The 22,512-nt window shown below is 71.2% G+C and carries 25 protein-coding genes; 11 read left to right on the top strand and 14 right to left on the bottom strand.

Annotated elements, in window-relative coordinates; genetic code table 11:
* On the top strand, nucleotides 1-1,089 hold a 1,089-nt coding region (locus tag ABZ860_RS15575), incomplete at its 5' end, for an AAA family ATPase (RefSeq protein ID WP_357220285.1).
* Between the two features lie 374 nt (nucleotides 1,090-1,463).
* A complete protein-coding gene (locus ABZ860_RS15570; RefSeq protein WP_357220283.1) occupies nucleotides 1,464-2,399 on the top strand; it encodes a TIM barrel protein in 936 nt (311 codons plus the stop codon).
* 72 nt (nucleotides 2,400-2,471) lie between these two features.
* Here ABZ860_RS15570 and ABZ860_RS15565 read toward each other — a convergent pair whose 3' ends face one another.
* From ABZ860_RS15565 to ABZ860_RS15555, 3 genes are all read right to left on the bottom strand, one after another.
* A complete protein-coding gene (locus ABZ860_RS15565; RefSeq protein ID WP_357220282.1) occupies nucleotides 2,472-3,122 on the bottom strand; it encodes a hypothetical protein in 651 nt (216 codons plus the stop codon).
* Nucleotides 3,119-3,727, bottom strand: coding sequence for an RNA polymerase sigma factor (locus ABZ860_RS15560; RefSeq protein ID WP_357220295.1), 609 nt, complete (start codon nucleotides 3,725-3,727; stop codon nucleotides 3,119-3,121). The genes ABZ860_RS15565 and ABZ860_RS15560 overlap by 4 nt, the downstream gene beginning before the upstream one ends.
* A 165-nt stretch (nucleotides 3,728-3,892) precedes the next feature.
* Nucleotides 3,893-4,759: an A/G-specific adenine glycosylase gene (locus tag ABZ860_RS15555; protein WP_357220280.1), complete on the bottom strand. Its 867-nt coding sequence runs from the start codon at nucleotides 4,757-4,759 to the stop codon at nucleotides 3,893-3,895.
* A gap of 149 nt (nucleotides 4,760-4,908) precedes the next feature.
* On the opposite strand from ABZ860_RS15555, the gene ABZ860_RS15550 reads away from it, so the two are divergent.
* Nucleotides 4,909-5,607, top strand: coding sequence for a hypothetical protein (locus ABZ860_RS15550; RefSeq protein ID WP_357220278.1), 699 nt, complete (start codon nucleotides 4,909-4,911; stop codon nucleotides 5,605-5,607).
* Between the two features lie 6 nt (nucleotides 5,608-5,613).
* Here ABZ860_RS15550 and disA read toward each other — a convergent pair whose 3' ends face one another.
* The 7 genes from disA to ABZ860_RS15515 form a co-directional block, all read right to left on the bottom strand.
* Nucleotides 5,614-6,702: a DNA integrity scanning diadenylate cyclase DisA gene (gene disA, locus ABZ860_RS15545; protein WP_357220276.1), complete on the bottom strand. Its 1,089-nt coding sequence runs from the start codon at nucleotides 6,700-6,702 to the stop codon at nucleotides 5,614-5,616.
* A 196-nt stretch (nucleotides 6,703-6,898) separates the two neighbouring features.
* Nucleotides 6,899-8,335 (bottom strand): DNA repair protein RadA, encoded by a 1,437-nt coding sequence (radA, locus tag ABZ860_RS15540; protein ID WP_357220274.1) that lies wholly within the window; start codon nucleotides 8,333-8,335, stop codon nucleotides 6,899-6,901.
* An 84-nt stretch (nucleotides 8,336-8,419) separates the two neighbouring features.
* Complete coding sequence (locus ABZ860_RS15535) at nucleotides 8,420-9,058, bottom strand: SRPBCC family protein (protein WP_357220273.1); 639 nt, start codon at nucleotides 9,056-9,058, stop codon at nucleotides 8,420-8,422.
* A complete protein-coding gene (locus tag ABZ860_RS15530) occupies nucleotides 9,055-9,468 on the bottom strand; it encodes a metalloregulator ArsR/SmtB family transcription factor (RefSeq protein ID WP_357220271.1) in 414 nt (137 codons plus the stop codon). The genes ABZ860_RS15535 and ABZ860_RS15530 overlap by 4 nt, the downstream gene beginning before the upstream one ends.
* 71 nt (nucleotides 9,469-9,539) lie before the next feature.
* Nucleotides 9,540-9,854 carry a thioredoxin gene (trxA, locus tag ABZ860_RS15525; protein WP_357220269.1) on the bottom strand — a complete coding sequence of 105 codons (315 nt, stop codon included), beginning with the start codon at nucleotides 9,852-9,854 and terminating at the stop codon, nucleotides 9,540-9,542.
* Nucleotides 9,851-10,258 carry a MerR family transcriptional regulator gene (locus tag ABZ860_RS15520; RefSeq protein ID WP_357220267.1) on the bottom strand — a complete coding sequence of 136 codons (408 nt, stop codon included), beginning with the start codon at nucleotides 10,256-10,258 and terminating at the stop codon, nucleotides 9,851-9,853. Before ABZ860_RS15520 ends, trxA begins: the two co-directional genes overlap by 4 nt.
* A 41-nt stretch (nucleotides 10,259-10,299) precedes the next feature.
* Nucleotides 10,300-11,001 carry a class I SAM-dependent methyltransferase gene (locus ABZ860_RS15515; protein WP_357220265.1) on the bottom strand — a complete coding sequence of 234 codons (702 nt, stop codon included), beginning with the start codon at nucleotides 10,999-11,001 and terminating at the stop codon, nucleotides 10,300-10,302.
* A 163-nt stretch (nucleotides 11,002-11,164) separates the two neighbouring features.
* On the opposite strand from ABZ860_RS15515, the gene ABZ860_RS15510 reads away from it, so the two are divergent.
* The 7 genes from ABZ860_RS15510 to ABZ860_RS15480 all read left to right on the top strand — a co-directional run bounded on the left by ABZ860_RS15510 (nucleotide 11,165) and on the right by ABZ860_RS15480 (nucleotide 18,439).
* Complete coding sequence (locus tag ABZ860_RS15510; RefSeq protein ID WP_357220263.1) at nucleotides 11,165-11,980, top strand: sugar phosphate isomerase/epimerase; 816 nt, start codon at nucleotides 11,165-11,167, stop codon at nucleotides 11,978-11,980.
* On the top strand, nucleotides 11,977-12,747 hold the full coding sequence (locus tag ABZ860_RS15505; protein WP_357220262.1) for a class I SAM-dependent methyltransferase: 771 nt from the start codon (nucleotides 11,977-11,979) through the stop codon (nucleotides 12,745-12,747). The genes ABZ860_RS15510 and ABZ860_RS15505 overlap by 4 nt, the downstream gene beginning before the upstream one ends.
* 18 nt (nucleotides 12,748-12,765) lie before the next feature.
* A complete protein-coding gene (locus tag ABZ860_RS15500; RefSeq protein ID WP_357220260.1) occupies nucleotides 12,766-13,383 on the top strand; it encodes a TetR family transcriptional regulator in 618 nt (205 codons plus the stop codon).
* 225 nt (nucleotides 13,384-13,608) lie between these two features.
* Complete coding sequence (locus ABZ860_RS15495; RefSeq protein WP_357220258.1) at nucleotides 13,609-15,711, top strand: (Fe-S)-binding protein; 2,103 nt, start codon at nucleotides 13,609-13,611, stop codon at nucleotides 15,709-15,711.
* A gap of 159 nt (nucleotides 15,712-15,870) precedes the next feature.
* Nucleotides 15,871-16,740, top strand: a complete 870-nt coding sequence (locus tag ABZ860_RS15490) for a hypothetical protein (protein ID WP_357220256.1) — start codon at nucleotides 15,871-15,873, stop codon at nucleotides 16,738-16,740.
* The gene (locus ABZ860_RS15485; RefSeq protein ID WP_357220254.1) at nucleotides 16,737-17,813 is read left to right on the top strand and encodes a glycosyltransferase; all 1,077 of its coding nucleotides are present in this window, start codon (nucleotides 16,737-16,739) and stop codon (nucleotides 17,811-17,813) included. The genes ABZ860_RS15490 and ABZ860_RS15485 overlap by 4 nt, the downstream gene beginning before the upstream one ends.
* A 77-nt stretch (nucleotides 17,814-17,890) precedes the next feature.
* Nucleotides 17,891-18,439, top strand: a complete 549-nt coding sequence (locus tag ABZ860_RS15480) for a hypothetical protein (RefSeq protein ID WP_357220252.1) — start codon at nucleotides 17,891-17,893, stop codon at nucleotides 18,437-18,439.
* A 10-nt stretch (nucleotides 18,440-18,449) separates the two neighbouring features.
* On the opposite strand, the gene ABZ860_RS15475 is transcribed toward ABZ860_RS15480, so the two are convergent.
* Both ABZ860_RS15475 and ABZ860_RS15470 read right to left on the bottom strand, forming a co-directional pair.
* Nucleotides 18,450-18,833 (bottom strand): anti-sigma factor antagonist, encoded by a 384-nt coding sequence (locus ABZ860_RS15475; RefSeq protein WP_357220250.1) that lies wholly within the window; start codon nucleotides 18,831-18,833, stop codon nucleotides 18,450-18,452.
* Between the two features lie 110 nt (nucleotides 18,834-18,943).
* Nucleotides 18,944-19,987, bottom strand: coding sequence for a PP2C family protein-serine/threonine phosphatase (locus ABZ860_RS15470; protein ID WP_357220248.1), 1,044 nt, complete (start codon nucleotides 19,985-19,987; stop codon nucleotides 18,944-18,946).
* Nucleotides 19,988-20,101: 114 nt separating this feature from the next.
* Between ABZ860_RS15470 and ABZ860_RS15465 the strand changes: the two genes are divergently transcribed.
* On the top strand, nucleotides 20,102-20,383 hold the full coding sequence (locus tag ABZ860_RS15465) for a metal-sensitive transcriptional regulator (RefSeq protein WP_079314359.1): 282 nt from the start codon (nucleotides 20,102-20,104) through the stop codon (nucleotides 20,381-20,383).
* Nucleotides 20,384-20,501: 118 nt separating this feature from the next.
* Here ABZ860_RS15465 and ABZ860_RS15460 read toward each other — a convergent pair whose 3' ends face one another.
* Nucleotides 20,502-20,690 (bottom strand): hypothetical protein, encoded by a 189-nt coding sequence (locus ABZ860_RS15460; protein ID WP_142574679.1) that lies wholly within the window; start codon nucleotides 20,688-20,690, stop codon nucleotides 20,502-20,504.
* A gap of 147 nt (nucleotides 20,691-20,837) precedes the next feature.
* Nucleotides 20,838-22,286: a hypothetical protein gene (locus ABZ860_RS15455; RefSeq protein WP_357220245.1), complete on the bottom strand. Its 1,449-nt coding sequence runs from the start codon at nucleotides 22,284-22,286 to the stop codon at nucleotides 20,838-20,840.
* Nucleotides 22,287-22,512 lie beyond the last annotated feature (226 nt).

The following is a 22,512-nucleotide window of genomic DNA, read 5'->3' as shown; positions in this document are numbered from 1 at the left end:
GCCGAGGTGACCGAGGAGCTGATCGCCGAGGTCTTGGCCACCGCCACCGGCATCCCGGTGTTCAAGCTGACCGAGGAGGAGTCCCAGCGGCTGCTGCGGATGGAAGACGAGCTGCACAAGCGGATCATCGGTCAGGACGACGCGATCAAGGGGCTGTCCCGGTCGATCCGCCGCACCCGTGCCGGGTTGAAGGACCCGCGCCGTCCGGGTGGGTCGTTCATCTTCGCCGGCCCGTCAGGTGTGGGTAAGACCGAGCTGTCCAAGGCGCTGGCGGAGTTCCTGTTCGGGGACGAAGACGCGCTGATCATGCTCGACATGTCGGAGTTCATGGAGAAGCACACCGTCTCGCGGCTGTTCGGCTCCCCGCCCGGCTACGTCGGGTACGAAGAGGGCGGCCAGCTGACCGAGAAGGTGCGGCGCAAGCCGTTCTCGGTGGTCCTGTTCGACGAGATCGAGAAGGCCCACCCCGACATCTTCAACTCGCTGCTGCAGATCCTGGAGGACGGCCGGCTGACCGACGCCCAGGGCCGGGTGGTGGACTTCAAGAACACCGTCATCATCATGACGACCAACCTCGGCACCCGCGACATCTCCAAGGGCATCGGGGTCGGGTTCGCCCGCTCCAACGACACCGAGTCGAACTACGACCGGATGAAGGCCAAGGTGCAGGAGGAGCTCAAGCAGCACTTCCGGCCCGAGTTCCTCAACCGCGTCGACGACATCGTGGTCTTCCACCAGCTGACGCCCAAGGAGATCATCCAGATCGTGGACCTGATGCTCGCCCAGGTGGCCGAGCGTCTGAAGGACCGCGACATGGGCCTGGAGCTGACCCCGGCCGCCAAGCAGCTGCTGGCCGACCGCGGGTACGACCCGGTGATGGGCGCCCGTCCGCTGCGGCGCACGATCCAGCGCGAGCTGGAGGACACGCTGTCGGAGAAGATCCTCTACGGCGAGCTGCGGCCGGGCCAGGTCGTCAAGATCGACATCGAGGGCGAAGGCGACGCCGCGAAGTTCGTCTTCACCGGTGAGGCGAAGAGCCCGGCGGTCCCGGACTCGGCGGCCTCCATCGCCGAGGCGGTTCAGCGCTGATCCGCCTGCGATAACCCGTTCCACCCGAGGGGCGCTCCGCGAGGGGCGCCCCTCGGCGTTTTCCGCCGCACCTCGGTCACGGTGCGATCACCTTCGGGCCGAAAAGGCGAGAACCGGTATCACACCACCGGACGTAGTACTACACTTTGTAGAGTCCGCTCGCGGTATGCCATGAGCGCGGGCGGACGGTATGTCATCCCTGCGGCGTACCGGACAATCCGCTGCGGGGCGGACGCGTAGGACCGGGCGCACGGGGGAAGCTCGGTCCGCCCGGGAGAGATCCCGGCGGTAGGAGGACCGGAGTCCCATGCGATCGGGACACGCCCTGTGGGCGAAATGGCGGTCCGGAAGTGCACAAGCCTTGGAGGCACCTGATGCGCCTGTTGCACGACGACGGGACGCTGGTTCACCTGGCCTACAACGCGGGCGTACATCCCGCCGAGGATCTGGAGAACCTGATCGCCCACCTCACGCGCTACGCCGTGCCGGTGCGCAGGAAGCTGGGAGTCGACCGGCTGGGCATCGGCCTGTGGCTCGCCCCCGCCGTGGCGGACCACCTTGTCGCCGATCGCATCGAGCTCGTACGACTGCGCCGGTCGCTGGAGGAGCGCGGCCTGGAGTGCGTCAGCCTGAACGGCACGGGCGGGCGCAACCAGGAGGTTCCCGGACCCGACTGGGCCAAGCCCGAGCGTTACCGCTACACCATGGCGCTGGCGAAGATCCTCGCGTTCCTGCTGCCGGATGACGTGCAGTCGGGAAGCATCTCCACGATCCCGATCGGCTGGCGCCGCGACTGGCCCGCCGACCTGCACGCCATCGCCTCCCGCCGGCTCGAACGGCTGTCGCGTGAGCTGCGCGGCCTCTACAGCGTCACCGGCAAGACGGTCCGGGTCGGCTTCGAGCCCTGGCCCGGCTGTGTGCTGGAGACCACCGAGCAGGCCCTCGAGCGGGTCTGCGACATCGACTCCGATCACCTCGGCGTCTGCCTGGACGCCTGCCACCTGTCCTGCGGCGCCGAGGAGCCCGACGCGGCGCTGCGCGGGCTGGCCCTCGCCGGGGCTCCCGTGGTCAAGCTCAGCCACGTGCACAACCACAGCCAGGAGATCCCCAGCACCCAGCCGGTGATCGCCGACACGCTCACCGCGATCCTGTCCGGGGCGGTGAACGGCACCGCGCACGTCGAGGTGGAGGCCCACGACCTGACCTCCCCCAAGACGAAGGGGCCGGCCGCGCTGGTGGCGAAGCTCGCCGACGAGCTCGACTGGACCCGCCGCAACCTCACCGCGCTCGGCCTCAAGCTCGCCGCCTGACAGGCGTGGCGTCCGACGCGGGGGGCGCCGGGTAGGCCATCTTCGACTGCCGCCCGGCGCCCGCTCAGATGGTCAGTCGTCCCAGCCGGATGGGGGGCCGAGCGGCGCCTCGTCGCTGTCCGCGAGTGTGCAGGGTGCGACGGGCCCGTTGGAGATGTTCGCCCAGATGCCGGCGGTCCTTCCGTCGGCGGAGACGCTGAACTCCAGCACCGCCGTCTGCCCGGGCTTGACCGCGGCCGGGTCGATGCGGAACACCGGCTCGTCGGGCGGCCAGATCAGGAGCGGCTTACCGTCGGCAGGGTGCTGTGCCTCCTGGCGAGAGAGGAAGCTCGTGCTGCGGGGTTGAGGCGAGCATCGCTTCCCTATGGGGATGTAGTCGACGACCGCGTTCACCCCCATGCCGCGGAGCGTGGCCTCCAGCGGCTCGGGGTCCTTCGCCTGATTGATGGTGATCGTGAGCGTCCCGTCGGCGTTCCTCGACACGGCGTACGCGGGTGTCCCTCCGCCAAGAAGCGCGGGGACGCCCACAGCCGCCGCGACCCCAAGGGCCAGCGCGGAGGCCAAGAGGGCGGGGCGCGGCGAGCGCCGCTGTGGGCGCCCGGCCGACCTACGGATTTCCGACATGACGAACTCCTTGAGTAGGCGACGCCGGCCGTTCGGGAGTCGCGGTTCCGCCTCGAACGGCAGCAACCCGGCCAGTGCCTCGCGCTCGCCCTCGTTCATCGGTTCTCCTCCCTTGCGGACCGGACCACGCTGTCGTGGTCACCCTTTACCTGTCGCCACCCGGAGGCCTGTTGCCGTTCCGCGGCGAGTTTCTCCAGCTTCTTGCGGGCCCTGGACAGGCGGGATCTGACCGTCCCGACCGCGACGCCCAGCGCCTGGGCCGCCTCGGCGTGGTCGAGCCCCGACCACACGCAGAGCGCGAACACCTCCTGCTCCTGGCGGCGCAGCGAGCCGTATGCCTGCTGGATCGCGGCCAACTGCTCGACGGCGTCGATACGGCCGATGATCTCGTCGCTGAAGTCGGGGACGGGGTTGCTTCTGGGCATCCTGGCCAGCGCGTCGTCGTACCGCCTCGCCGCCCGGCGCAGATTCCGCGCCACGTTGGTCGCGATCCCGAGCACCCATGGCCGCAGGGACCCACCGTCGGCGTCGATCCGGTGCCGCAGCCGCCATGCCTCGAGAAAGGTCAGCGACAGCACGTCCTCGGCGGCCGACCAGTTCCCGGTCAACCGGAAGGCGTGGCTGAACACCGGCCGTTCCATCTCCTCGAAGAGCGCCTCGAACGCCTCGGCATCCCCGTCACGTATCCGGGCGCGCAGTGACATGTCCACACACAAGCACTGTCCGGCCGGTCACCCTCATTCCCGCCGGCTTCTCTCGCGGTGGCCGGTACGCCGTGACGCGACGGGGTGGTGATCACTTTCGGTCGGCAGGCGGCTCCTCCGGAGCGCCGAGCAGGACGCCGTGCTCTGCCTTCCGGGCGGCCGGGGTCAGGAGGGCAGCTGGTAGGTGCCGTCGGGGAGGACCTCGGCCAGGCCGTCGTCCAGGAGGCCGTCCAGTGCGCGCTCGCGCTGCACGTGGTCGGCCCAGACGGCGTCCAGCGCCTCCTTGGGGACCGGCCCGTGCGCCTCACGGAGCACGGCGAGCAGGCGTCCGCGGCACTGCCGGTCGGTCCCCGCGTACGTCTGGCCCTGCCGTGCCGGGCCGTCGTGGGCCGGACGCCCGGCCAGCCGCCACGCGCACTGCGCGGTGACCGGGCAGCGCTCGCAGCGAGGCGCCCTGGCCGTGCACACCAGTGCGCCCAGCTCCATCACGGCCACGGCCCAGCGGGGCGCGCCCACCGGGGGCACCAGCGACTCCGCGAGCCTCCGCTCTGCCGCCGTGGGCGCCTTCGGCGGGTACTCCTCGCCGCGCACCGCTCTGGCCAGCACCCGCCGCACGTTGGTGTCGAGCACCGCGTGGCTGCCGCCGTACGCGAAGCTGGCCACGGCCGCCGCCGTGTAGTCGCCGATCCCGGGCAGGGCCCGCAGCTCGTCGTACGTGGACGGCACGCGGCCGTCATGGTCGGCCGTGATGGCCCGGGCGCACGCGTGGAGGTTGAGCGCCCTGCGCGGATAGCCGAGTCGCCCCCAGTGGCGTACGGCCTCGCCGGGGGACTCCTTCGCGAGCGCCTCGGGAGTGGGCCAGCGCTCCATCCACTCCGTCCAGACGGGCAGCACCCGGGCGACGGGCGTCTGCTGGAGCATGATCTCGCTCACCAGGATGCCCCAGGGGGTCGCGTCGGGACGCCGCCAGGGCAGATCGCGGTTGTGCTCGGCGTACCAGTCGAGGATGGGCTCACGCAGGGAGGCGGACACGCCCCGACTGTACCCAGCGAGCCGGAGGGGCGCGCCGCGGAGCGTACGGCACCCGATTGCGCAAAGACCCGGCGAGGCTGCGATCTGGGAAAGGACAAGGTTCAGCGAGGCGATCCCTCTGACCCGCCAGGGCTCTCCATACTGTGCGTATGGATCCGGACACTTTCCGTGGTGACATGGGCGTCGAGGGGGCGGACGTCTACTGGCGCCGCCGGGTGTCGGTGCTCACGGGGATGCTCGTCGTGGTGGCGGTCGTGGCATGGGCGTGCAGCAGCGCCTCCGGGCGGCCGGACGAGACCGCCGCCGCCGTCAAAACGACGCCCTCCGACCGGCTGGTCGTCTCGCTGCCCGCCGGGCTGGCTCCGAAGACGCCGGCCGTCTCCGGCGCCGTTCCGGGGCAGCCGTCGCCGTCCGCCTCGGCGGGCGTCTCGCCCTCGCCCGGCAAGCCGCGGCGCCCCGGCGACCCCTGCGACGAGAAGGACCTCGTGCTCGCGCTGCAGTCCGGTCAGGACGTGTACGGCAAGGATGTCACGCCGACCTTCCTGCTTACGGTCGTGAGCACGGGCAAGGTCGAGTGCACGGTGGACGTCGGGCCGCGCACGCTGGAGATGCGGGTGCTGTCGGGCGGCGAGCGCGTGTGGTCGACGGCCGACTGCGTGGCGGGCGACGGCGTGGACAGGCAGTTGCTGGAGCGCGGCATCCCCTATGTCCGCTCGATCCGGTGGGACCGCCACCGTTCGGGGAGCACCTGCGCCGGCAAGCGGTCGCCGGCCGACCCCGGCACGTACGTCGCGACCGCCCACTCGGGCCGGCTGAAGAGCCCGAAGATCGTCTTCCACCTGCGCTGACGAGACCTACAGGTAGCGCTCCAGGATGGACGACTCGGCGAGCCGGGACAGGCCCTCGCGGACGCTGCGCGCCCGGGTCTCGCCGACGCCGCCGACGGCCTGGAGGTCGTCGGTGCTGGCCGCGAGCAGCTTCTGCAGGCCGCCGAAGTGGCTCACGAGCCGGTCGACGATCGCCCCGGGCAGGCGGGGGACCTTGGTGAGCAGCCGGAAGCCGCGTGGGCTCACCGGCGTGTCGAGCGCGTCGCCGCCGTGGTGCCCGAGGATCTGGGCCACCTTCGACAGGTCGAGCAGGTCGCCTGACGACAGCTCGTCCAGCTCCCGCATGGCGTCGGCGTCCCCGTACGGCCGCGCGCCGAGCGAGGCGGGCGCGTAGTCGCGGATGATCTGCACGCGGTCGGTCTCCACGCCCGCGAACAGCTCGTCGAGCTGGAGGGACAGCAGCCGCCCGTCGGTGCCGAGCTCGACGACGTATCCCTCGATCTCGCGGGCGATGCGGCGGACCATCTCCAGGCGCTGGACGACGACGGCCACGTCGCGGACCGTGACGAGGTCCTCGATCTCCAGGGCCGACAGGTTGCCGGAGACCTCGTCGAGCCGCTTCTTGTAGCGTTCGAGCGTCGCCAGGGCCTGGTTGGCCTTGGACAGGATCGCGGCCGACTCCTCCAGCACGTAGCGGATGCCGTCGAGGTAGAGCGCGATGATCCGCATCGACTTGCTGATCGCGATGACCGGGAGCGAGGTCTGCCTGGCCACCCGCTGCGCGGTGCGGTGCCGGGTGCCGGACTCGTCGGTGGGGATGGCCGGGTCGGGCACGAGGTGCACGGCGGCCCGCACGATCCTGAGGTGGGCCGTGTCGAGCACGATCGCGCCGTCCATCTTGGCCAGCTCGCGCAGGCGGGTCGCGGAGAACTCGACGTCGAGCGTGAACCCGCCGGTGCAGATGTCCTCGACCGTGCGGTCGTACCCGAGGACGATCAGGCCGCCGGTGTGGCCGCGCAGGATGCGCTCCAGCCCGTCACGCAGCGCCGTCCCCGGGGCGAGCGCGGCGAGCACGGCCCTTCTGCGGTCGTCGATCGCCTTGTCGTTGTCCAGCACATGCACCCCAGTGGGCTCGCCCGGTCGTTATCCGTCAGATCGTCTTCCTACCGATCTCTTGTCGCGGCCGAGATCCGCGAGGCGCTCCGCGGACGCCCTGTGAAGCCCCTCGGGGGCGCGGGGGCGAGGCCACGGCCGACGGGGCAGGCAACAGAGTTTACCGGCGTGACGCCGTGCTCACCGGTGTGACGGCCGATCACCTCGCCGATCTCATGAGGTTGAGCGCGTCCCACACGTTCTCCACCTCCGTGACCTCGAAGCCCGGCGCGAACGGCGTCGTACGGCCGGTCGGCGAGCGCAGCGCCACGAGGCGGCCGCGGCTCGCCGACGCCTCGAGGCGCGGGCCCTCCTCCTCCAGCGAGCCGGTGGGCACCAGTGCCCTGGTGAAGCCGAGCCTGGCCGCCTCGGCCAGCCGCCGCCGGACGTCCCGCACGGGCCGCAGTTCGCCGGCCAGGCCGACCTCGCCGAGCGCGACGAGCCCGGCGGGCAGGGCCTGGTCGCCGGCCGCGCTGACGACCGACAGCATCAGCGCGAGGTCGACGGCGGGGTCGGTCAGGCGGATCCCGCCCACGGTGGCCGTGAAGACGTCGCACTTGCCGATCTTGGCGTTGAGCCGCCGCTCCATGACGGCGAGCACCATCGCCACCCGGTAGGAGTCGAGGCCGGAGGACGTGCGGCGGGGCTGCGGAGCCTCGGTCGGGCCGACCAGGGCCTGCAGCTCGGCCGGGATCGGCCGGGTGCCCTCGATGGTCACGGTGACGCAGGTGCCCGGCACCGGCTCGGGATGGCGGGAGACGAACAGCCCGCTGGGGTCGGTGATCCCGGTGATGCCGCGCTCGTGCAGGTCGAAGCAGCCCACCTCGTCGATCGGGCCGAACCGGTTCTTCACCGCGCGCACCAGGCGCAGCCGCGAGTTGCGGTCGCCTTCGAAGTGGAGCACGACGTCCACCAGGTGCTCCAGCACCCGGGGCCCGGCGATCGTGCCGTCCTTGGTCACGTGGCCGACGAGCACCGTGGACATGGCCCGCTCCTTGGCGAGGCGGACCAGATTGCCGGCGACCTCCCTGACCTGGGTCACGCCGCCGGGCACTCCGGTCGCGTCGGCGGAGCCGATCGTCTGGACCGAGTCGACGATGAGCAGGGTCGGCTGCACCTTCTCGACGTGCGCCACCAGGGCCGACAGGTCGGTCTCCGCGGCGAGGTAGAGCCTGTCCTCGATCGCGCCGATGCGGTCGGCGCGCATGCGCACCTGGGCGGCGGACTCCTCGCCGGTTACGTAGAGGACGGTCTCGCCCCGCGCGGTGCGGGCGGCGGCCTCCAGCAGCAGCGTCGACTTCCCGATGCCCGGCTCTCCCGCCAGGAGCACGACCGCGCCGGGGACGAGGCCGCCGCCGAGCACGCGGTCGAGCTCGGGGACTCCGGTCGTCCGCGAGCTGACGGCCTCGGCCTTCACCTGGCCGATCGGGACGGCGGGGGCGGAGACCGCGCCCGGCTTGACCACGTGGACGCCCTGCCGGGCGCCGGCCTCCTCGACCGTGCCCCACGCCTGGCACTCCCCGCACCTGCCGACCCATTTGACCGTGGTCCAGCCGCACTCGCCGCACCGGTACGCCGGTTTCGCTGCCTTGCTCACGTGCGGGAGGTTACCGGCCGCCGCCGACAATCCCGTCTGAAACAGCGGCGGCCCTTCCGACGGAAGGCGGCGGCCGGGTGAGAACTAGTTCTCCGGCTTCTCCGGCACGTAGAAGGAGGTGGTGCCGGCGACCGCGGTGGCCACCACGTCCTCCGGCGCGCCGGAGGCGCGGTATGCCTCGCCCCACAGGTCGCTGCTGAGCCGCATGAGCTCCCGCGCCTCCTCCGACTGCTCCCATGCCGAGGGGTCGTCGAGCATCTCGCCGCGCAGGTGCAGCCCGAGCCCGAGCAGCGCCAGGTCCCAGCCGACGCCCGTGGCCCCCGGCCCGAACCGGTCCCAGAACTCCGGCGGCACCACGGCGACGTGCTCCAGTTCGAACACGGTGCGGCCGTCGCCCTCCGCGCTCAGCCGCACCTCGACCTCGCTGAAGCCGGGGTTCTCGCCGAACAGCCAGCTCACCCGCAGCAGCCGCGGCGGCTCGCACTGCAAAATCTCTCCGCCCGCGTTGCCCTGGAGCTGGTAGTGCCCGCCGAGCTTCAGCTCGCCGCTCACCGGCAGGAACCAGCGGCTGATCCGCTCGGCGTCGGTGCAGGCGTCCCACACGTCCTCGATGCCGGCGTCGTAGGTGCGCCGCAGCAGCACCGTGCGGGCCTCGCCTTCCGGCAGGTCGCGCGTGCCGACCGCGCGACTGGCTTGGTTGATCATGTCGATGAAGTCGCTCATGGCCGCTCTTCCTCGTCGGTCCGTCCGTCGTGGGCTGCGTGATGGGCAGCGTGATGGGCATCGCCGCCGCCGTGCCGCCGTCCGAGCCGCCGCTCACGTCTGCCCCGCGCCAGTTCGGTGCCGAGCGCGTCGGACCGCTGCTCCCAGAAGCCGCGGAACCGCTCCAGCCAGGCGTCGACCTCCCGCAGAGGCGCGGCTTCGACGGCGTACAGCCGCCGCGTGCCCTCCGCCCGTACGGACGCCAGTCCGTACTCCCGGAGCACGCGCAGGTGCTGGGAGATGGCCGGCTGTGAGATCCCGAACTCGGCGCGGATGACCGAGGTGAGCGCGCCCGACGTCTGCTCGCCGTGGGAGAGCAGCTCCAGGATCCGGCGTCGCACCGGATCCCCCAGCGCGTCGAATGCGTGCACGCGCCCACTATGCCGAGGGCCGCTTATAAAAGTCAACGCTTATATAAGTGGTCCTCGGCAAATAGAGGCGACTAGAAGTGGCCCGCGAGGTCGGCGAGCAGCAGGCGCTTGGGCTTGGCGCCCCTGATCTGCTGGACGATCTCGCCGTCCCGGTAGAGGTTCAGCGTGGGGAAGCCCAGGACGTTGTAGCGCTGGGCGATCTCGGGGTGGTCGTCGGCGTTGATCTTCGCCACCGTGAGGCGGTCGCCGTACTCGGCGGCGATCTCCTCCAGGATCGGGGCGATCATCTTGCACGGCGGGCACCAGTCGGTCCAGAAGTCCACCAGCACGGGCTTGTCGCTGCGCAGCACCTGCTCGTCGAAGTTCTCCGCGGTCAGCGTGATCATGTCTCTCCTCGTCGTGTCAGGAGACAGCCCGGGCAGGCGTCGGCGAACTGGGCGGCCACCTCCGAGCGGCGGGCCAGCAGGTCGCGGATCTGCCGGTCGATCTCGGCGAGCTTGCGCCGGTAGACGGCGACCGACTCGGGGCAGGAGCCCCCGGACGCGTGTCCCGAGCGCAGGCAGTCCACGAACGGGCGGGCGTCCTCCAGCGTGAAGCCGACCGACATCAGCTCGCGGATCTCGGTGACGATCCGGACGTCCGACTCGTCGTACTCCCGATATCCGTTCGCCGAGCGGCGCGCCCGGATGAGCCCCCGCTGCTCGTAGTAGCGCAGCGCGCGAGTGCTCACTCCCGCGCGCCGGGCCAGCTCGCCGATCCGCATCGGCCCCTCCTCGGCTGTCCTGGGCACGACGGTAAAGCTTGACGCCGATGACAAGGTCAAGCCCGGACTCAGAATTCCCGCCATCTGAGGACGTTCGGGTAGTCGACGTCCAGGCCCTCGACCTCCCGCAGCGCTTCGCCTGCCACCTCGGGCGTGAACTCGATGCGCAGCACGGCCTCCAGGTCGGCCCTGGACCGGAACGTCATCCGCAGGTCCAGGTCCTCGCGCCGCCAGCCCTGCCGTGACCAGAAGCGTTCCACGGCCTCGGGGGAGTACGACGGCAGCGACCGGCGGAACCAGCGGCCGAACGCCCCGCGCGAGGCGTCCACGTCCACGACGAAGGCCGCGCCGCCCCGGCGCAGCACCCGCCCGAGCTCGCGCAGGCCGGGCTCGCAGCCGGGCCCGAAGAAGTACGCCCACCGCGCGATCGCCACGTCGGCCGACGCGTCGGGGAGCGGCAGCGCCTGCGCGGTGCCGGTACGCACCGAGACGTTGGGCAGCGACGCGCAGCGGGCGGCGGCCTGGGCGGCCAGGCCGCCGTGCGGCTCCACGCCCACGACCCGCCCGGCGGACGCGGCGAGCGCGGGCAGGTGGAAGCCGCTGCCGCAGCCGATCTCGACCACGGTCGCGCCGTCCCAGGGCCGCATCAGGGCCCGCATCGCCGCCTCGGCGGCGCCCGCGGGTCCCACGGCGAGGTTCTCCAGCTCGTAGATCTGGGGAGTGTTCCAGATGTTCGGACTGGGTACGGCCCCGCTCACGATCCGTGCCATGCGCCCCACATTAGTTCGCGACCTTGGGTAGTTGATTGTGGCGAAGCGGCGCACGGCGCTGGTGCGGCTTAGGCTGGATCCGTGAACGGGCGCAGGGAGCGAACGGACGGCCACGGCCACGGGACTGGAACGTGCCCGCGGGCCGCCAGGGGAGGCTGGCCTCATGAGTGACATCCGCGTGCCCAGCGGCCAGGTGGCGCTGTCGACGGCGTCGGTGTACCCGGAGCGTACGCCGGACGCCTTCGAACTGGCCGCCAGGCTCGGGTACGACGGCGTAGAGATCATGGTGGGACAGGACCCGGTCAGTCAGGACGTCGAGGTCCTCGAACGGCTGCGCGACCACTACCAGATCCCGATCCTGGCCGTGCACGCGCCCTGTCTGCTGGTGACCCAGCGGGTGTGGGGCCGCGACCCGTGGCTGAAGCTGCGCAGGGCCCGCGAGGCGGCCGAGCGGCTGGGCGCGCAGACCGTCGTCGTCCACCCGCCCTTCCGCTGGCAGCGCGACTACGCCAAGGAGTTCGAGAAGGGCCTGGCCCGGATGCGCGAGGAGACCGACGTCGTCTTCGCCGTGGAGAACATGTTCCCGCTGCGGGCCAGGGGCAACGAGGTCGTGCCGTACGCGCCGGACTGGAACCCCATCGACTACGACTTCCCCGACGTGACGCTCGACCTGTCCCATACGGCGGTGTCCGGGACGGACGCGATGGAGATGGCGACCAAGCTGGGCGAACGGCTGGCCCACCTGCACCTGGCGGACGGGGTGGGCACCACCAACAAGGACGAGCACCTGGTGCCCGGCCGGGGGTCGCAGCCCTGCGCGCCGATCCTGGAGCGCCTGGCCGGCAACGGTTACCGGGGCCTGATCGTCCTGGAGATCAACACGCGCAAGGCCACCAGCCGCAGCGAGCGGATCGAGGACCTGACCGAGGCGCTCGCCTTCGCCAGGCTCCACTACGCCGCCTCGTCCACGGCCTCATGAACGAGCGGCTCGCGGACAGCCACCGGGTCTTCGACCGCGTCTCGCAGGAGTACGACGCGGCCAGGCCCCACTACCCGGAGGCCCTCTACGTCGCGCTGGAGACCCTGTCGGGGGTCCGGCTCGCCGGGGCGACCGTGATCGACGTCGGAGCGGGCACGGGCATCTCGACCCGGGGCCTGCTCGACCGCGGCGCCCGGGTCGTCGCCGTGGACCGCGGCGAGCGGATGCTGGCCCGCCTGCGCGCCCGTACGGCCTGCCCGGCCCTGCTGGCCGACGGCAACGACCTGCCCTTCCGCGCGGGCGCCGCCGACCTCGTGACGTACGCCCAGTCGTGGCACTGGCTCGACCCGGCGCTGTCGGTGGCCGAGGCCGTACGCGTGATCGGGGGCGACGGCGCGGTCGCGGGCTGGTGGAACAGTGTGGACCCCGGCAAGGCGGACTGGCTGGCGGCCAACCAGGTGCGGCTCGCCGAGTCGTGCCCCGGCTACATCGGGCCCGTGCTGCCGGGGTGGACCATGCCGCCGATCGCCGCGGCCATGTCCGACGCGGGCCTCGTCGTGGCGAAGACCTGGGTCGACTGGACCAGGTCGGTGCGGCTGGAGGACTTCCTGACCGACCTGCGCTCCCACTCGTACATGGCGAGGATGGAGGGTGACGTGGTGACGGAACTGCTCGCCCGGGAGCGCGTCGAACTCGGCCGCGTCTTTCCCGACGGGCGGCTGACCGTCCCCATGCGCGTGTATCTTGCGGTGGGCCGCAGGGGCTGAGCTGGAGCGGGGAGCGACGTGACGACGGAGGTGCCGGAGGTCTCGGGCGGCAGGCGGCGACCGGGGCGGCGGCCCGGCCGGCGTCCGGGCTCGGCGGACACCCGCGGCGAGATCCTGGCCGCGGCGCGCAGGGTCTTCGCGGAGAAGGGGTTCGACAAGGCGACGATCCGCGGCATCGCCCGGGAGGCCGGTGTCGATCCGGCTCTCGTCCACCACTACTTCGACACCAAGGAGGGGATGTTCGTCGCGGCCATGCGGCTGCCGATGGACCCCTCGGCGGTGCTTCCGCTCATCCTGGCGGGGCCGCGTGAGGAGGTCGGCGAGCGCCTCGTCCGCTTCATCCTGACGATGACGGCGGACCCGGCGGCCAGGGAGCCCCTGCTGGGGCTGGTGCGGACGGCGGTGGCGAACGAGCAGGCCGTCGGCATGATCCGCGAGTTCTTCACGACGGCCGTCCTCGGCCGGGTCGCCGAGGCGCTGGACGTTCCGCCGCTGCGGATGGAGGCCGCCTTCGCGCAGTTGTTCGGCGTGGTGATGACGCGGTACATCCTCAGGTTCGAACCGCTGGCCTCCGCCGACGTGGAGGAGATCGTCGCGCTGGTGGGGCCCACCGTGCAGCGCTACCTGGCCGGATAGATTACCGGCGCCCCTCTCATACCCTCTTATAGAGCTTTGTTCTAGTATCGTGCCGACGGCGGGAAACGCAGTGACAAGTGCCACTCGCCGAGCGTGACGCAGGACATGTTACTCGCCGGTACCATTCGGGAAGCGTAGGCGTTATCCACAGGGCGGGACTCCACCGCCCACGCGAAGGCGCCGCGCCCCTACGCTGGCCGCCGACGTTCGATATGGGAGGGACTCGTGCTCTGGGTAGCGATTGTGGGCCTCGTCGCGACCGCCGTGGCGGTCGCGCTGGCGGGCCGTCGCGTGCTGTTCCTCTATCGGCTCGCCACCAGCGGCCAGCCGGCCCCGGAGCGGATCGAGTACGCCAAGGAGCACGCCGGCGCCGAGATCAAGGCCCAGCTGGTCGAGGTCTTCGGCCAGCGCAAGCTGCTGAAGTGGACCCCGTCCGGCACCGCCCACTTCTTCGTCATGTGGGCGTTCTTCATCCTGCTGACCGTCTACATCGAGGCGTACGGCGCGATCATCCAGGGTGCGATCACCGGGCACTCGGACTTCCACATCCCGCTCATCGGGACCTGGCCGGTGCTGGGCTTCCTGCAGGACTTCATCGCGGTCGCCTGTCTGCTCGGGCTGGTCGCGTTCACCGCCATCCGGATCAAGAACTCGCCGAAGAAGCTCGGGCGCGACTCCCGTTTCTCCGGATCCCACCTGGGCGGGGCCTGGCTGGTCCTGTTCATGATCTTCAACATCATCTGGACGCTGTTCCTCGCCCGGGGCGCCGCGGCGGCCAACGGCAACTTCCCTTATGACTCGGGCGCCTTCGCCAGCCTGGCAATCGGGAAGATCCTGCCGCACAGCGAGCTGCTCGAGCAGATCGCCCTCCTGCTGCACATCGGCCTCATGCTGGTGTTCCTGGTCATCGTGGTGAACAGCAAGCACCTGCACATCTTCACCGCGCCGCTGAACGTGCTGTTCTCCCGCCGTCCGGACGGCCTGGGCCCGGCCCAGCCGATGCGCAGCAACGGCAAGGTGCTCGACTTCGAGGAGGCCGACCCCGAGGTCGACGTGTTCGGCCGCGGCAAGGTCACCGACACGACCTGGAAGGGCTTCCTCGACTTCTACACCTGCACCGAGTGCGGCCGCTGCCAGTCGCAGTGCCCGGCGTGGAACACCGACAAGCCGCTGTCGCCCAAGATGCTCATCCTCGACCAGCGTGACCACGCCTTCGCGGTCGCGCCCTACCTGCTGGCCGGGGAGAAGGAGAAGGAGAGCTTCTCCGAGGACGTGCTGGCCCTGCTCGACAAGCCGCTGGTCGGCGAGGACGGGGTCATCCACCCCGACGTCCTGTGGTCGTGCACCAACTGCGGCGCCTGCGTCGAGCAGTGCCCGGTCGACATCGAGCACATCGACCACATCCTCGACATGCGCCGCTACCAGGTGATGATCGAGTCGTCGTTCCCGTCCGAGGCGGGCGTGATGCTCAAGAACCTGGAGAACAAGGGCAACCCGTGGGGCATGTCCGAGATGAAGCGCGCCGAGTGGATCGAGGAGCTGGACTTCGAGGTCCCGATCGTCGACTCGACGATGCCCGAGGACGTCGAGTACCTGTTCTGGGTCGGCTGCGCCGGCGCGCTGGAGGACCGGGCCAAGAAGACCACCAAGGCCGTCGCGGAGCTGCTGCACATCGCCGGCGTCAAGTTCGGGGTGCTCGGCCCGATGGAGGCCTGCACCGGCGACCCGGCCCGCCGCCTGGGCATGGAGTTCCTCTTCAACATGCTCGCCCAGCAGAACATCGAGACCCTCAACGAGGCCGGGGTCAAGAAGATCGTGGCCACCTGCCCGCACTGCTTCAACACCCTCGCCAACGAATACCCGCAGCTCGGCGGCACGTACGAGGTCGTGCATCACACCCAGCTGCTGGCGCACCTGGTCGAGGAGGGCAGGCTCACCCCGATCACCCCGATCGAGGAGAAAATCACCTACCACGACCCGTGCTTCCTCGGCCGGCACAACAAGGTGTACGCCCAGCCGCGCGACATCATGGCCAAGGTGCCGGGCGTCCAGGCGCAGGAGATGCACCGGTGCAAGGAGCGCGGATTCTGCTGCGGCGCCGGCGGCGCGCGCATGTGGATGGAGGAGCGCATCGGAAAGCGCATCAACACCGAGCGCGTGGACGAGGCGCTGACCACCGATCCCGACACCGTCTCCACGGCCTGCCCGTTCTGCCTCGTGATGCTCGGCGACGCCATCAACGAGAAGAAGAACGCCGGTCAGGCCAAGGAGTCGCTCGAGGTCGTGGACGTCGCCCAGCTCCTCATCAAATCCATCAAGCAGGGGTAAACCAATCTTTGCCGCGATCGTGAACTTTTTGTGGAAATCACCGGTCAAGGCGATGGAATGAACCGTGTTTCACAGAAGAGTGACAAAGGCTTTCTCCACATAACAGGAAAATCACGGTAACCTCAACGTTGGCTCAATCGACGGGGAGGGGGCTGGACGGTGGGTGTGGTCGTCATCGACGCGGAGGTCACCCTGGCGGACGTCCTCTCCCTGCGTCTGTCCATCGCCGAGCCGCTGGCGGACGGCACCCGCCTGATCCTGCGGCGACGGGGCACGGGTGAGGAACGACGGGTGACGCTCGGCGCCTCCGGCGGGCGCACGAGGGACGCCAGCGTCGCGGTCTCCCTCGCGCCCCTCGACCTCGATCCCGGCCGCTGGGACACCTACCTGGAACAGGACGGCGTCCGCGCCCGCATCCAGAGCGCCGATCCCGGGTTCTCGCTCGACCGCCTCGACGCGTACGCGCTGGGACGCCGGACGCTGGCCTACCGGGCCTACCGCACGCGCAACGGATATCTGGCCCTGAAGATAGATCCGGCGGAGCCGGTCGCCGACGTCCGCGCGGTGTGGTTCCGCGAGGGGCGGTTCGAGGTGACCGGGCTGCTGGCCTACACCGGCCTGGACGACGACGACCAGCACCGCCACGCCACCCTCGCGCTGCGTCACAGCGATCCGGCTCACAGCGACCCGGCTCACAGCGACCCGGCTCACAGGGATTCGGGCGACAGCGATCCGGGGCACGGCGATCCGGCGGCGACCGTGCGGGTCGCCGCCACCGTCCAGGGGGTCCGGTTCCACGCCGCGCTCTCGCTGTGCGACGTGCTGGCCGCCACCCCCGACTCGCAGGGCTCCTGGGAGCCCTACCTGGAGGTGGACGGCGTCGACCGCGCGCTTCCGCTGGGCGCCAGGCTCGACGACGTCGAGGGCAAGCGCCGCCGCGTCCACTATCCCCGCGCGCTCGTGGACGGCGTGCCGATCCGGCCCAGCTTCACTCCGGGCGACGAGCTGCTGCTGGAGGTGGGCGCGTGAAAATCGCGTTCCTGCTCCCCTCGGCGTACGGCATGCGCGGCGACGTGCGGGCGATGCTGAACCTCGCGGGAGGACTGGCCTCACGGCACGAGATCGAGGTGGTGAGCGTCCGGCGCACCAGGGAGACGCCGTTCTTCCCCGTCGACCGCAGGGTGACGCTGCGCTGGCTCGTGGACGCCCGGCCCGGTGTCCATCACCTGCTGCCCAGGGGACAGGTGCGCACGGAGGTGGCGCTCTGGCGGATGCTGCGCGGCCTGCGCGCCGACGTTCTGATCACCACCCGGCCCTCGCTGAGCGTGCAGGCCGCCCGGTATGCGCCGCGAGACGTCGTCCGCATCGCGCGGGAGTGGGGCAGGCCGGCGGTGCCCGGCCCGGTGCGCCGGTTCTATCCCCGCCTCGACGCCGTGGTGGCGAGCACCGCCGGCCGGCGGGACGAGTGGGTGCGCCTGCTCGACGACGACCTGTCGGTCCACGTCATCCCCGACGCCCTGCCCGGGACGCCCTGGCCGCGCTCCCGCATGGACAACCGGATCGTCAGCGCAGGTGGCCGGTTGGTTCCCGGCAAGTCGTACGACCGGCTCGTGCGGGCCTTCGCGATCGTCGCCGACAAGCGGCCCGACTGGCGGCTGCGGTTGTACGGCGGGGGCCCGGAGGAGCGGCGGCTGCGCGCCCTCGTCCGCGACCTCGACCTGCACAACCACGTGTACTTCATGGGCACCACCCCCGACCTGCCCGGCGAGTTCGCCAAGGCGTCCATCGTCGCGGTGCCGTCGCGGCACGAACTGCTGGGCATGACCGTCATCGAGGCACTGAGCTGCGGGGTGCCGGTCGTGGGCTTCGCCGGATCCCGCGGACCCGCCGAGTTCCTCCGCCCGGACCGCGACAGCGTGCTGGTCCAGGAGGGGGAGGGCGACGCCGAGTCGCTCGCCTGCGCGCTGCTCACCCTCGTGGACGACGAACGCCGCCGCATGAAGCTGGCGGCCGGGGCGCTGGAGACCGCGTCCGCCCACGCCGCGCCGGCCGTCGCGGTCCGCTGGGAAGAGCTCATGTACGGCCTGCGCTCCCGCCCCTGATCCGCCACCCTCGGTTGGTTGGTGATATCGGTGTCCCGTAGGAAATGATGATCACGGAAACCACAGGAGGAAGCGGCATGACGAGCAGGGCTGTGCGTCTGGGACGTTCTGCGATGGCGACGGCGCTCGCCGTGGGCGTCGCGCTGGGCGGCGCCACGTCCGCGAGCGCGGCGCAGAGCACGGAGGAGAGCACGGCGGGCGGCACGTCCGCGAGCGCGGCCGTGCGGCTGGGGCCGTACGGCTACGGCGCCGTGAAGCTGGGGATGAGCGCCAAGCAGGCCCAGAAGACCGGCAAGATCGTCAAGAAGCTCGGCGGCGAGACCTGCACGGGCTGGGACCTGAAGGCACACCCGACCCCCAAGGAGAGGGTCGGCCTGTTCATCTCGAAGAAGCTCGGCGTGGCCGCGATCTTCGCGTTCAAGGGGGCCAGGACTCCGGAGGGCATCGGGCTCGGCTCCACCATGAAGCAGCTGAAGAAGGCCTACCCTCACCTCGAGACTCCCGCCGGTGGTTTCCCCATCGCCGCGGTCCCCGGCAACCGCAAGGCCGCCTACTACTTCCTGCTGTCCCACGGCAAGGTGTACGAGATGGCTCTGACCCTGAAGAACCAGGACTGCTTCAACTAGCCGGGCCGGCTCAGTCGCCGGGCCGGCTGAGGTAGGCGGTGGCGGCGTCGACGGAGTCGTGGATCGGCAGTTCCATGTCGAGACCGGTGATCCTGAGCATCCGGGCGAAGCGCCCGTGGGCGCCGCTGAGTGCCAGGCGCCCACCGGCCGCCCTGACGGCGGGCAGCGCCCCCATGAGGACGCTCAGTCCGGTCGAGTCGCAGAACTTGAGCCCTTCGGCGTCGATCACGATCCGGGGCGGCGTGCGCAGCCCGACCGCCTCGGCCAGGCACGCGCGCAGTGCGGCCGCGGAGCCCAGGTCCAGGTCGCCGAACATCCGGATGACGACGACGCCCTCGTCCAGCACGGTGAGCATGGAGAAGGTGTCGGGCTGTCCGTGCCTTCCCGGTTCCACTCGCGCTCGCCCCTGCTCACCTGGCCCTGCCGTCCGGCCGTCGCTCACGACCCGCCGGAGCTGCTGTCCGTCAATGATTGCACATGGCAAATGATGCCCGGGCCAGGCCGTCAGGGCCGTTCCCTGCGGACGAGCAGCATGGCGGCGTCGTCCGGGACGGGCCCGCCGACGTGCGCGACCAGGTCGCGTTCCAGCAGGTCGAGAGCGTCCTGCGGATCGCCGGCTCGCAGCAGGCGGGGTGCCCGGTCCTCCAGAGGATAGAAGGCGCCGCCCCGATCGCGCGCCTCGCACACGCCGTCGGTGTAGAAGAGGATCTGGTCGCCCTCGCGGAACGCGCAGCAGTACGGCTGCGGGCCCGTGGGGGCGAGCGCGACCAGGCCGAGCGGCGGCGCCTCCTCACGCGGTTCGAGCAAATGGACACGGCCGTCGCAGGTGAGCAGCAGAGGCGGCGGGTGGCCGTAGTTGAGCAGCGCGATCTCGTGCTCGCCCACCTCCGCGAGCACGGCGGTGACGAACTTCTCCCCGCCGAGCCGCCGCGCGAGGTGGTCCTCCAGGCGCCGGCCGACATCGGCGAGCGCCGGCTCGTCGTAGGCGGCCTCCCGGAAGGCGCCGACCACCGAGGCCGCCGTCTCCACCGCGTCCAGGCCCTTGCCCTGCACGTCGCCAACGATCAGGCGGAAACCCTCCGGGCCTCTGGTGAGGTCGTACAGGTCTCCGCCGATGCGGGCGTCCACCGCGGCGGAGGTGTAGGACAGGGCGATGCGCAGGTCGCCCGCCCGGCGGGGCACCGGGTGTAGCAGCACGCGCTGGACCGCCTCGGCGACGAGGCGGACGTTCGCCAGCGTGCGCTCGCCCTCGACCCGGAGCCGGCCCGCCAGCATGGCGGCCGCGGTGACCCCGACGATCGCGACCAGCGTGATGGTGATCTGCGGACGGCCGAGCAGGTGGTCGTGGTAGGCCAGCGGTATGGACAGGAGGAGCGCGACCAGCCCGGCCAGTGCCGCGGGGCGCACGCCGCCCGTCACCGCGGCGAACGCCGGCCCGAGGGTCAGCAACGGCAGGAGGCCCAGGGACGGCCCGGCGAGCAGGTCGAGCACCACCACCGTCGCCATGACGGCGAACGGCAGCGTACGGAGGACAGCCTGGGTTCCCATCCGCGACTCCCAGCACCGTTTCGAGCCGGTTATGGATGCATTCCCGGGACCACCCGCCCTACCCGCCGTATCGGGACCGCGACGCTGGATACCTGTTACGGGTATCGTTGAGGGATGCACGGGTACAGCGGGGACAAGCAGGCCTACCTCACCCGCCTGCGCCGGATCGAGGGACAGATCCGGGGACTGCAGCGGATGGTGGACGAGGAGGCCTACTGCATCGACATCCTCACTCAGGTCTCGGCGGCCACCCGCGCCCTCCAGGCGGTGGCGCTCGGCCTGCTGGAGGACCACATCGCCCACTGCGTCGCCGACGCCGTCAAGAGCGGAGGCCCGGAGGCCGGCGAGAAGGTGAAGGAGGCTTCCGCGGCCATCGCCCGGCTCGTCAGGTCGTGACGCCTGCCTGTCACCGCCTGTCCGTCACGGCCCGTCCGAGGGGCCGGACGGATCATTCCGGTCGAGCGACCGTCCCGGGCCCACCAGATGCCCGGGACGGTCCGTGCTCTCAGTGCCTTCAGCGGCTCGCCGAAGTCCGCAATCCGAGCGCGTTGTCGAGCTCTTCCAAGGTCAGTCGGTTCTCCGTGATGTTCACGGCCTCCAGCACCTCGGCGTAGAGCGCGATCTCGTCCAACGCGACACGGTCGTGGACCCGAGAGTCCAGGTCGTCGTGCCCCACCGCGTCGTCCTTCCTTCCGCAGCCCACACCCATCACGAGGTTACGTCCGGGTACCCTGCCGCGACATGGCCCATCGTGACCATTCCGACCCGCGCTCCTCGTCCCTCCGGGACCATTTCCCCGATACCGAGATCACAATTCGATGAATGAGACGGTGATGGGGGGAACGGGTTGCTAAAGCGGAGGTAAGGGCGAAATATCCGAATTGGAAGTTTCGAACAGCCAGCCGCCGGACTCGTCCAGGTCGGGCTTGCGCCGCTCCGCCGCCTCCTGCGGCCGTGGGTCGTCCCGCTGATGGATGAGGCACTTGACGACCGCGGAGCATACCGCGAAACCCTCGTGAGGCGCGGACGTGCCGGTCAGGGCGCACCAGGCCAGGCCGGTCGCGTACGCGGAGCCGAGCAGGGCGGCGGCCGTCCCCCGGTCGGGCGGGACCAGCCCCGGCGGCAGCTCGCCGCCGGCCGGCCAGCAGCCCCGCAGCGGGTGGGTGGGCTCGGCGAGCGCGAGATAGAGGGCCTGCCGGAGTTCGTCGTCCATCCACGGATAGAGCGCGGTGACGACCTGCGCGGTGCGCGAGCTGCCCGGCGCCGCCCAGGCGGGCTCGGACACGCCGCACACGCCCGCCACGTCGGCGGCGAGCAGCGCGGCCGCCACGGCACGCGGATCCATCCCGCGTGCGGCCGTGTAGCCCAGGGCCTCGATCAGGTCGTACAGGGTGTGCCGGAAGTGCTCGCCAGGCGCCCATTCGGGGAGCGTGGCCGGGACGAGGTGCGGCGGGCAGCGCGACAGCCAGGCCTGCCGTACGGCGCCGCCGGGCATGGCGTGCTGGTCCAGCCAGGGGCTGCCGAGCAGCGGCTCGGCCATCGCGATCAGCGCGTCGGCGCGCGGCCGGAACCGGGGGTCGGCGCGCAGCACGGTGGCGGTCTCGGCCATCAGCCCGGCCAGGCGCAGGCCCGCCTCCCGCGCGCCGGAGCGCATCCGCTCGGCGTACAGGGCCACGAGGGCGTCGAGCGAACCCATGGGCAGCCAGCGCACCCAGTCGTCCCCGGGCAGGGGCCGGGCCAGGAACTCGCCGAACATCGACAGCATGACCTCGTTGCCGTCGAAGGCGGGCGCGTAGGCGCACCACATGATCGTGCCCCACACGGCGGCCACCGTCGCGGCCACGTCGCGGGCGAAGACCTGCTGGTAGACGCTGTCGCCGAGGGGGAAGTCCTCCCGGCGCAGTCCACGGTGGGCGAGCAGCAGCGCGCGGAGCCGTTCGGTGATCTCGTGCGGGACGTCCGGGCCGACGAACGCCTGGGTGGACCCGCGGTCGTACGCGAAGTCGGGGCCCGCGGGGATCAGCGCGGGCGGGATCGCCACGCCGGGCGGACTCGGCCGTGCGCCGGAGCGGATGGCCGGATGCAGTGGGGGAGCCGACAGGTGCCAGCGGCCGTCGACGCGGTCGAGGCGATACCAGCGGGCGTGCGCGCCGAACAGCCACCGGGCGCCGTCCGGGGTGACCAGAGCCCGCTGGGCCAGGGTGTGCGCCCGGGTGACCGGGGGAAGCAGCGTCCACCGGGGGTCGCCGACGACGGCGCGCACGTCGCGCTCCATCGTCGTGAACCCGTCCCAGTACACGCGGCAGTGACCTCCGTCCTCCGGAGAGGACGGCTTCTCGCTTGTCCCGGTTGACGCAGCCGGAGTAGTCCGATGCCCCTCCGGGGCACACGAATGCCGGGACGAACTCCGGCGGTCCCCTCGCTGGATCCGATGGTAGCTCGCCGGTCCCCGAGGTGGCGGGGGTGGCCGATGCGCTGGAGACCGTTGGTGAAAGTTTCATGCGACGGAAGGCATTGAGCAGCAC

This window comes from Microbispora sp. NPDC046973, from assembly GCF_040644495.1.
Taxonomy (GTDB): Bacteria; Actinomycetota; Actinomycetes; order Streptosporangiales; family Streptosporangiaceae; genus Microbispora.
This window is presented reverse-complemented; position numbering and strand designations above follow the sequence as displayed.

Coding starts and splice junctions, on each gene's coding strand:
- ABZ860_RS15515 (WP_357220265.1), bottom strand. CDS start 11,001: ATGGCACGGATCGTGAGCGGGGCCGTACCCAGTCCGAACATCTGGAAC.
- ABZ860_RS15570 (WP_357220283.1), top strand. CDS start 1,464: ATGCGCCTGTTGCACGACGACGGGACGCTGGTTCACCTGGCCTACAAC.
- ABZ860_RS15560 (WP_357220295.1), bottom strand. CDS start 3,727: ATGTCACTGCGCGCCCGGATACGTGACGGGGATGCCGAGGCGTTCGAG.
- ABZ860_RS15505 (WP_357220262.1), top strand. CDS start 11,977: ATGAACGAGCGGCTCGCGGACAGCCACCGGGTCTTCGACCGCGTCTCG.
- ABZ860_RS15535 (WP_357220273.1), bottom strand. CDS start 9,058: ATGAGCGACTTCATCGACATGATCAACCAAGCCAGTCGCGCGGTCGGC.
- ABZ860_RS15480 (WP_357220252.1), top strand. CDS start 17,891: ATGACGAGCAGGGCTGTGCGTCTGGGACGTTCTGCGATGGCGACGGCG.
- ABZ860_RS15465 (WP_079314359.1), top strand. CDS start 20,102: ATGCACGGGTACAGCGGGGACAAGCAGGCCTACCTCACCCGCCTGCGC.
- ABZ860_RS15470 (WP_357220248.1), bottom strand. CDS start 19,987: ATGGGAACCCAGGCTGTCCTCCGTACGCTGCCGTTCGCCGTCATGGCG.
- ABZ860_RS15565 (WP_357220282.1), bottom strand. CDS start 3,122: ATGAACGAGGGCGAGCGCGAGGCACTGGCCGGGTTGCTGCCGTTCGAG.
- ABZ860_RS15510 (WP_357220263.1), top strand. CDS start 11,165: ATGAGTGACATCCGCGTGCCCAGCGGCCAGGTGGCGCTGTCGACGGCG.
- ABZ860_RS15550 (WP_357220278.1), top strand. CDS start 4,909: ATGGATCCGGACACTTTCCGTGGTGACATGGGCGTCGAGGGGGCGGAC.
- trxA (WP_357220269.1), bottom strand. CDS start 9,854: ATGATCACGCTGACCGCGGAGAACTTCGACGAGCAGGTGCTGCGCAGC.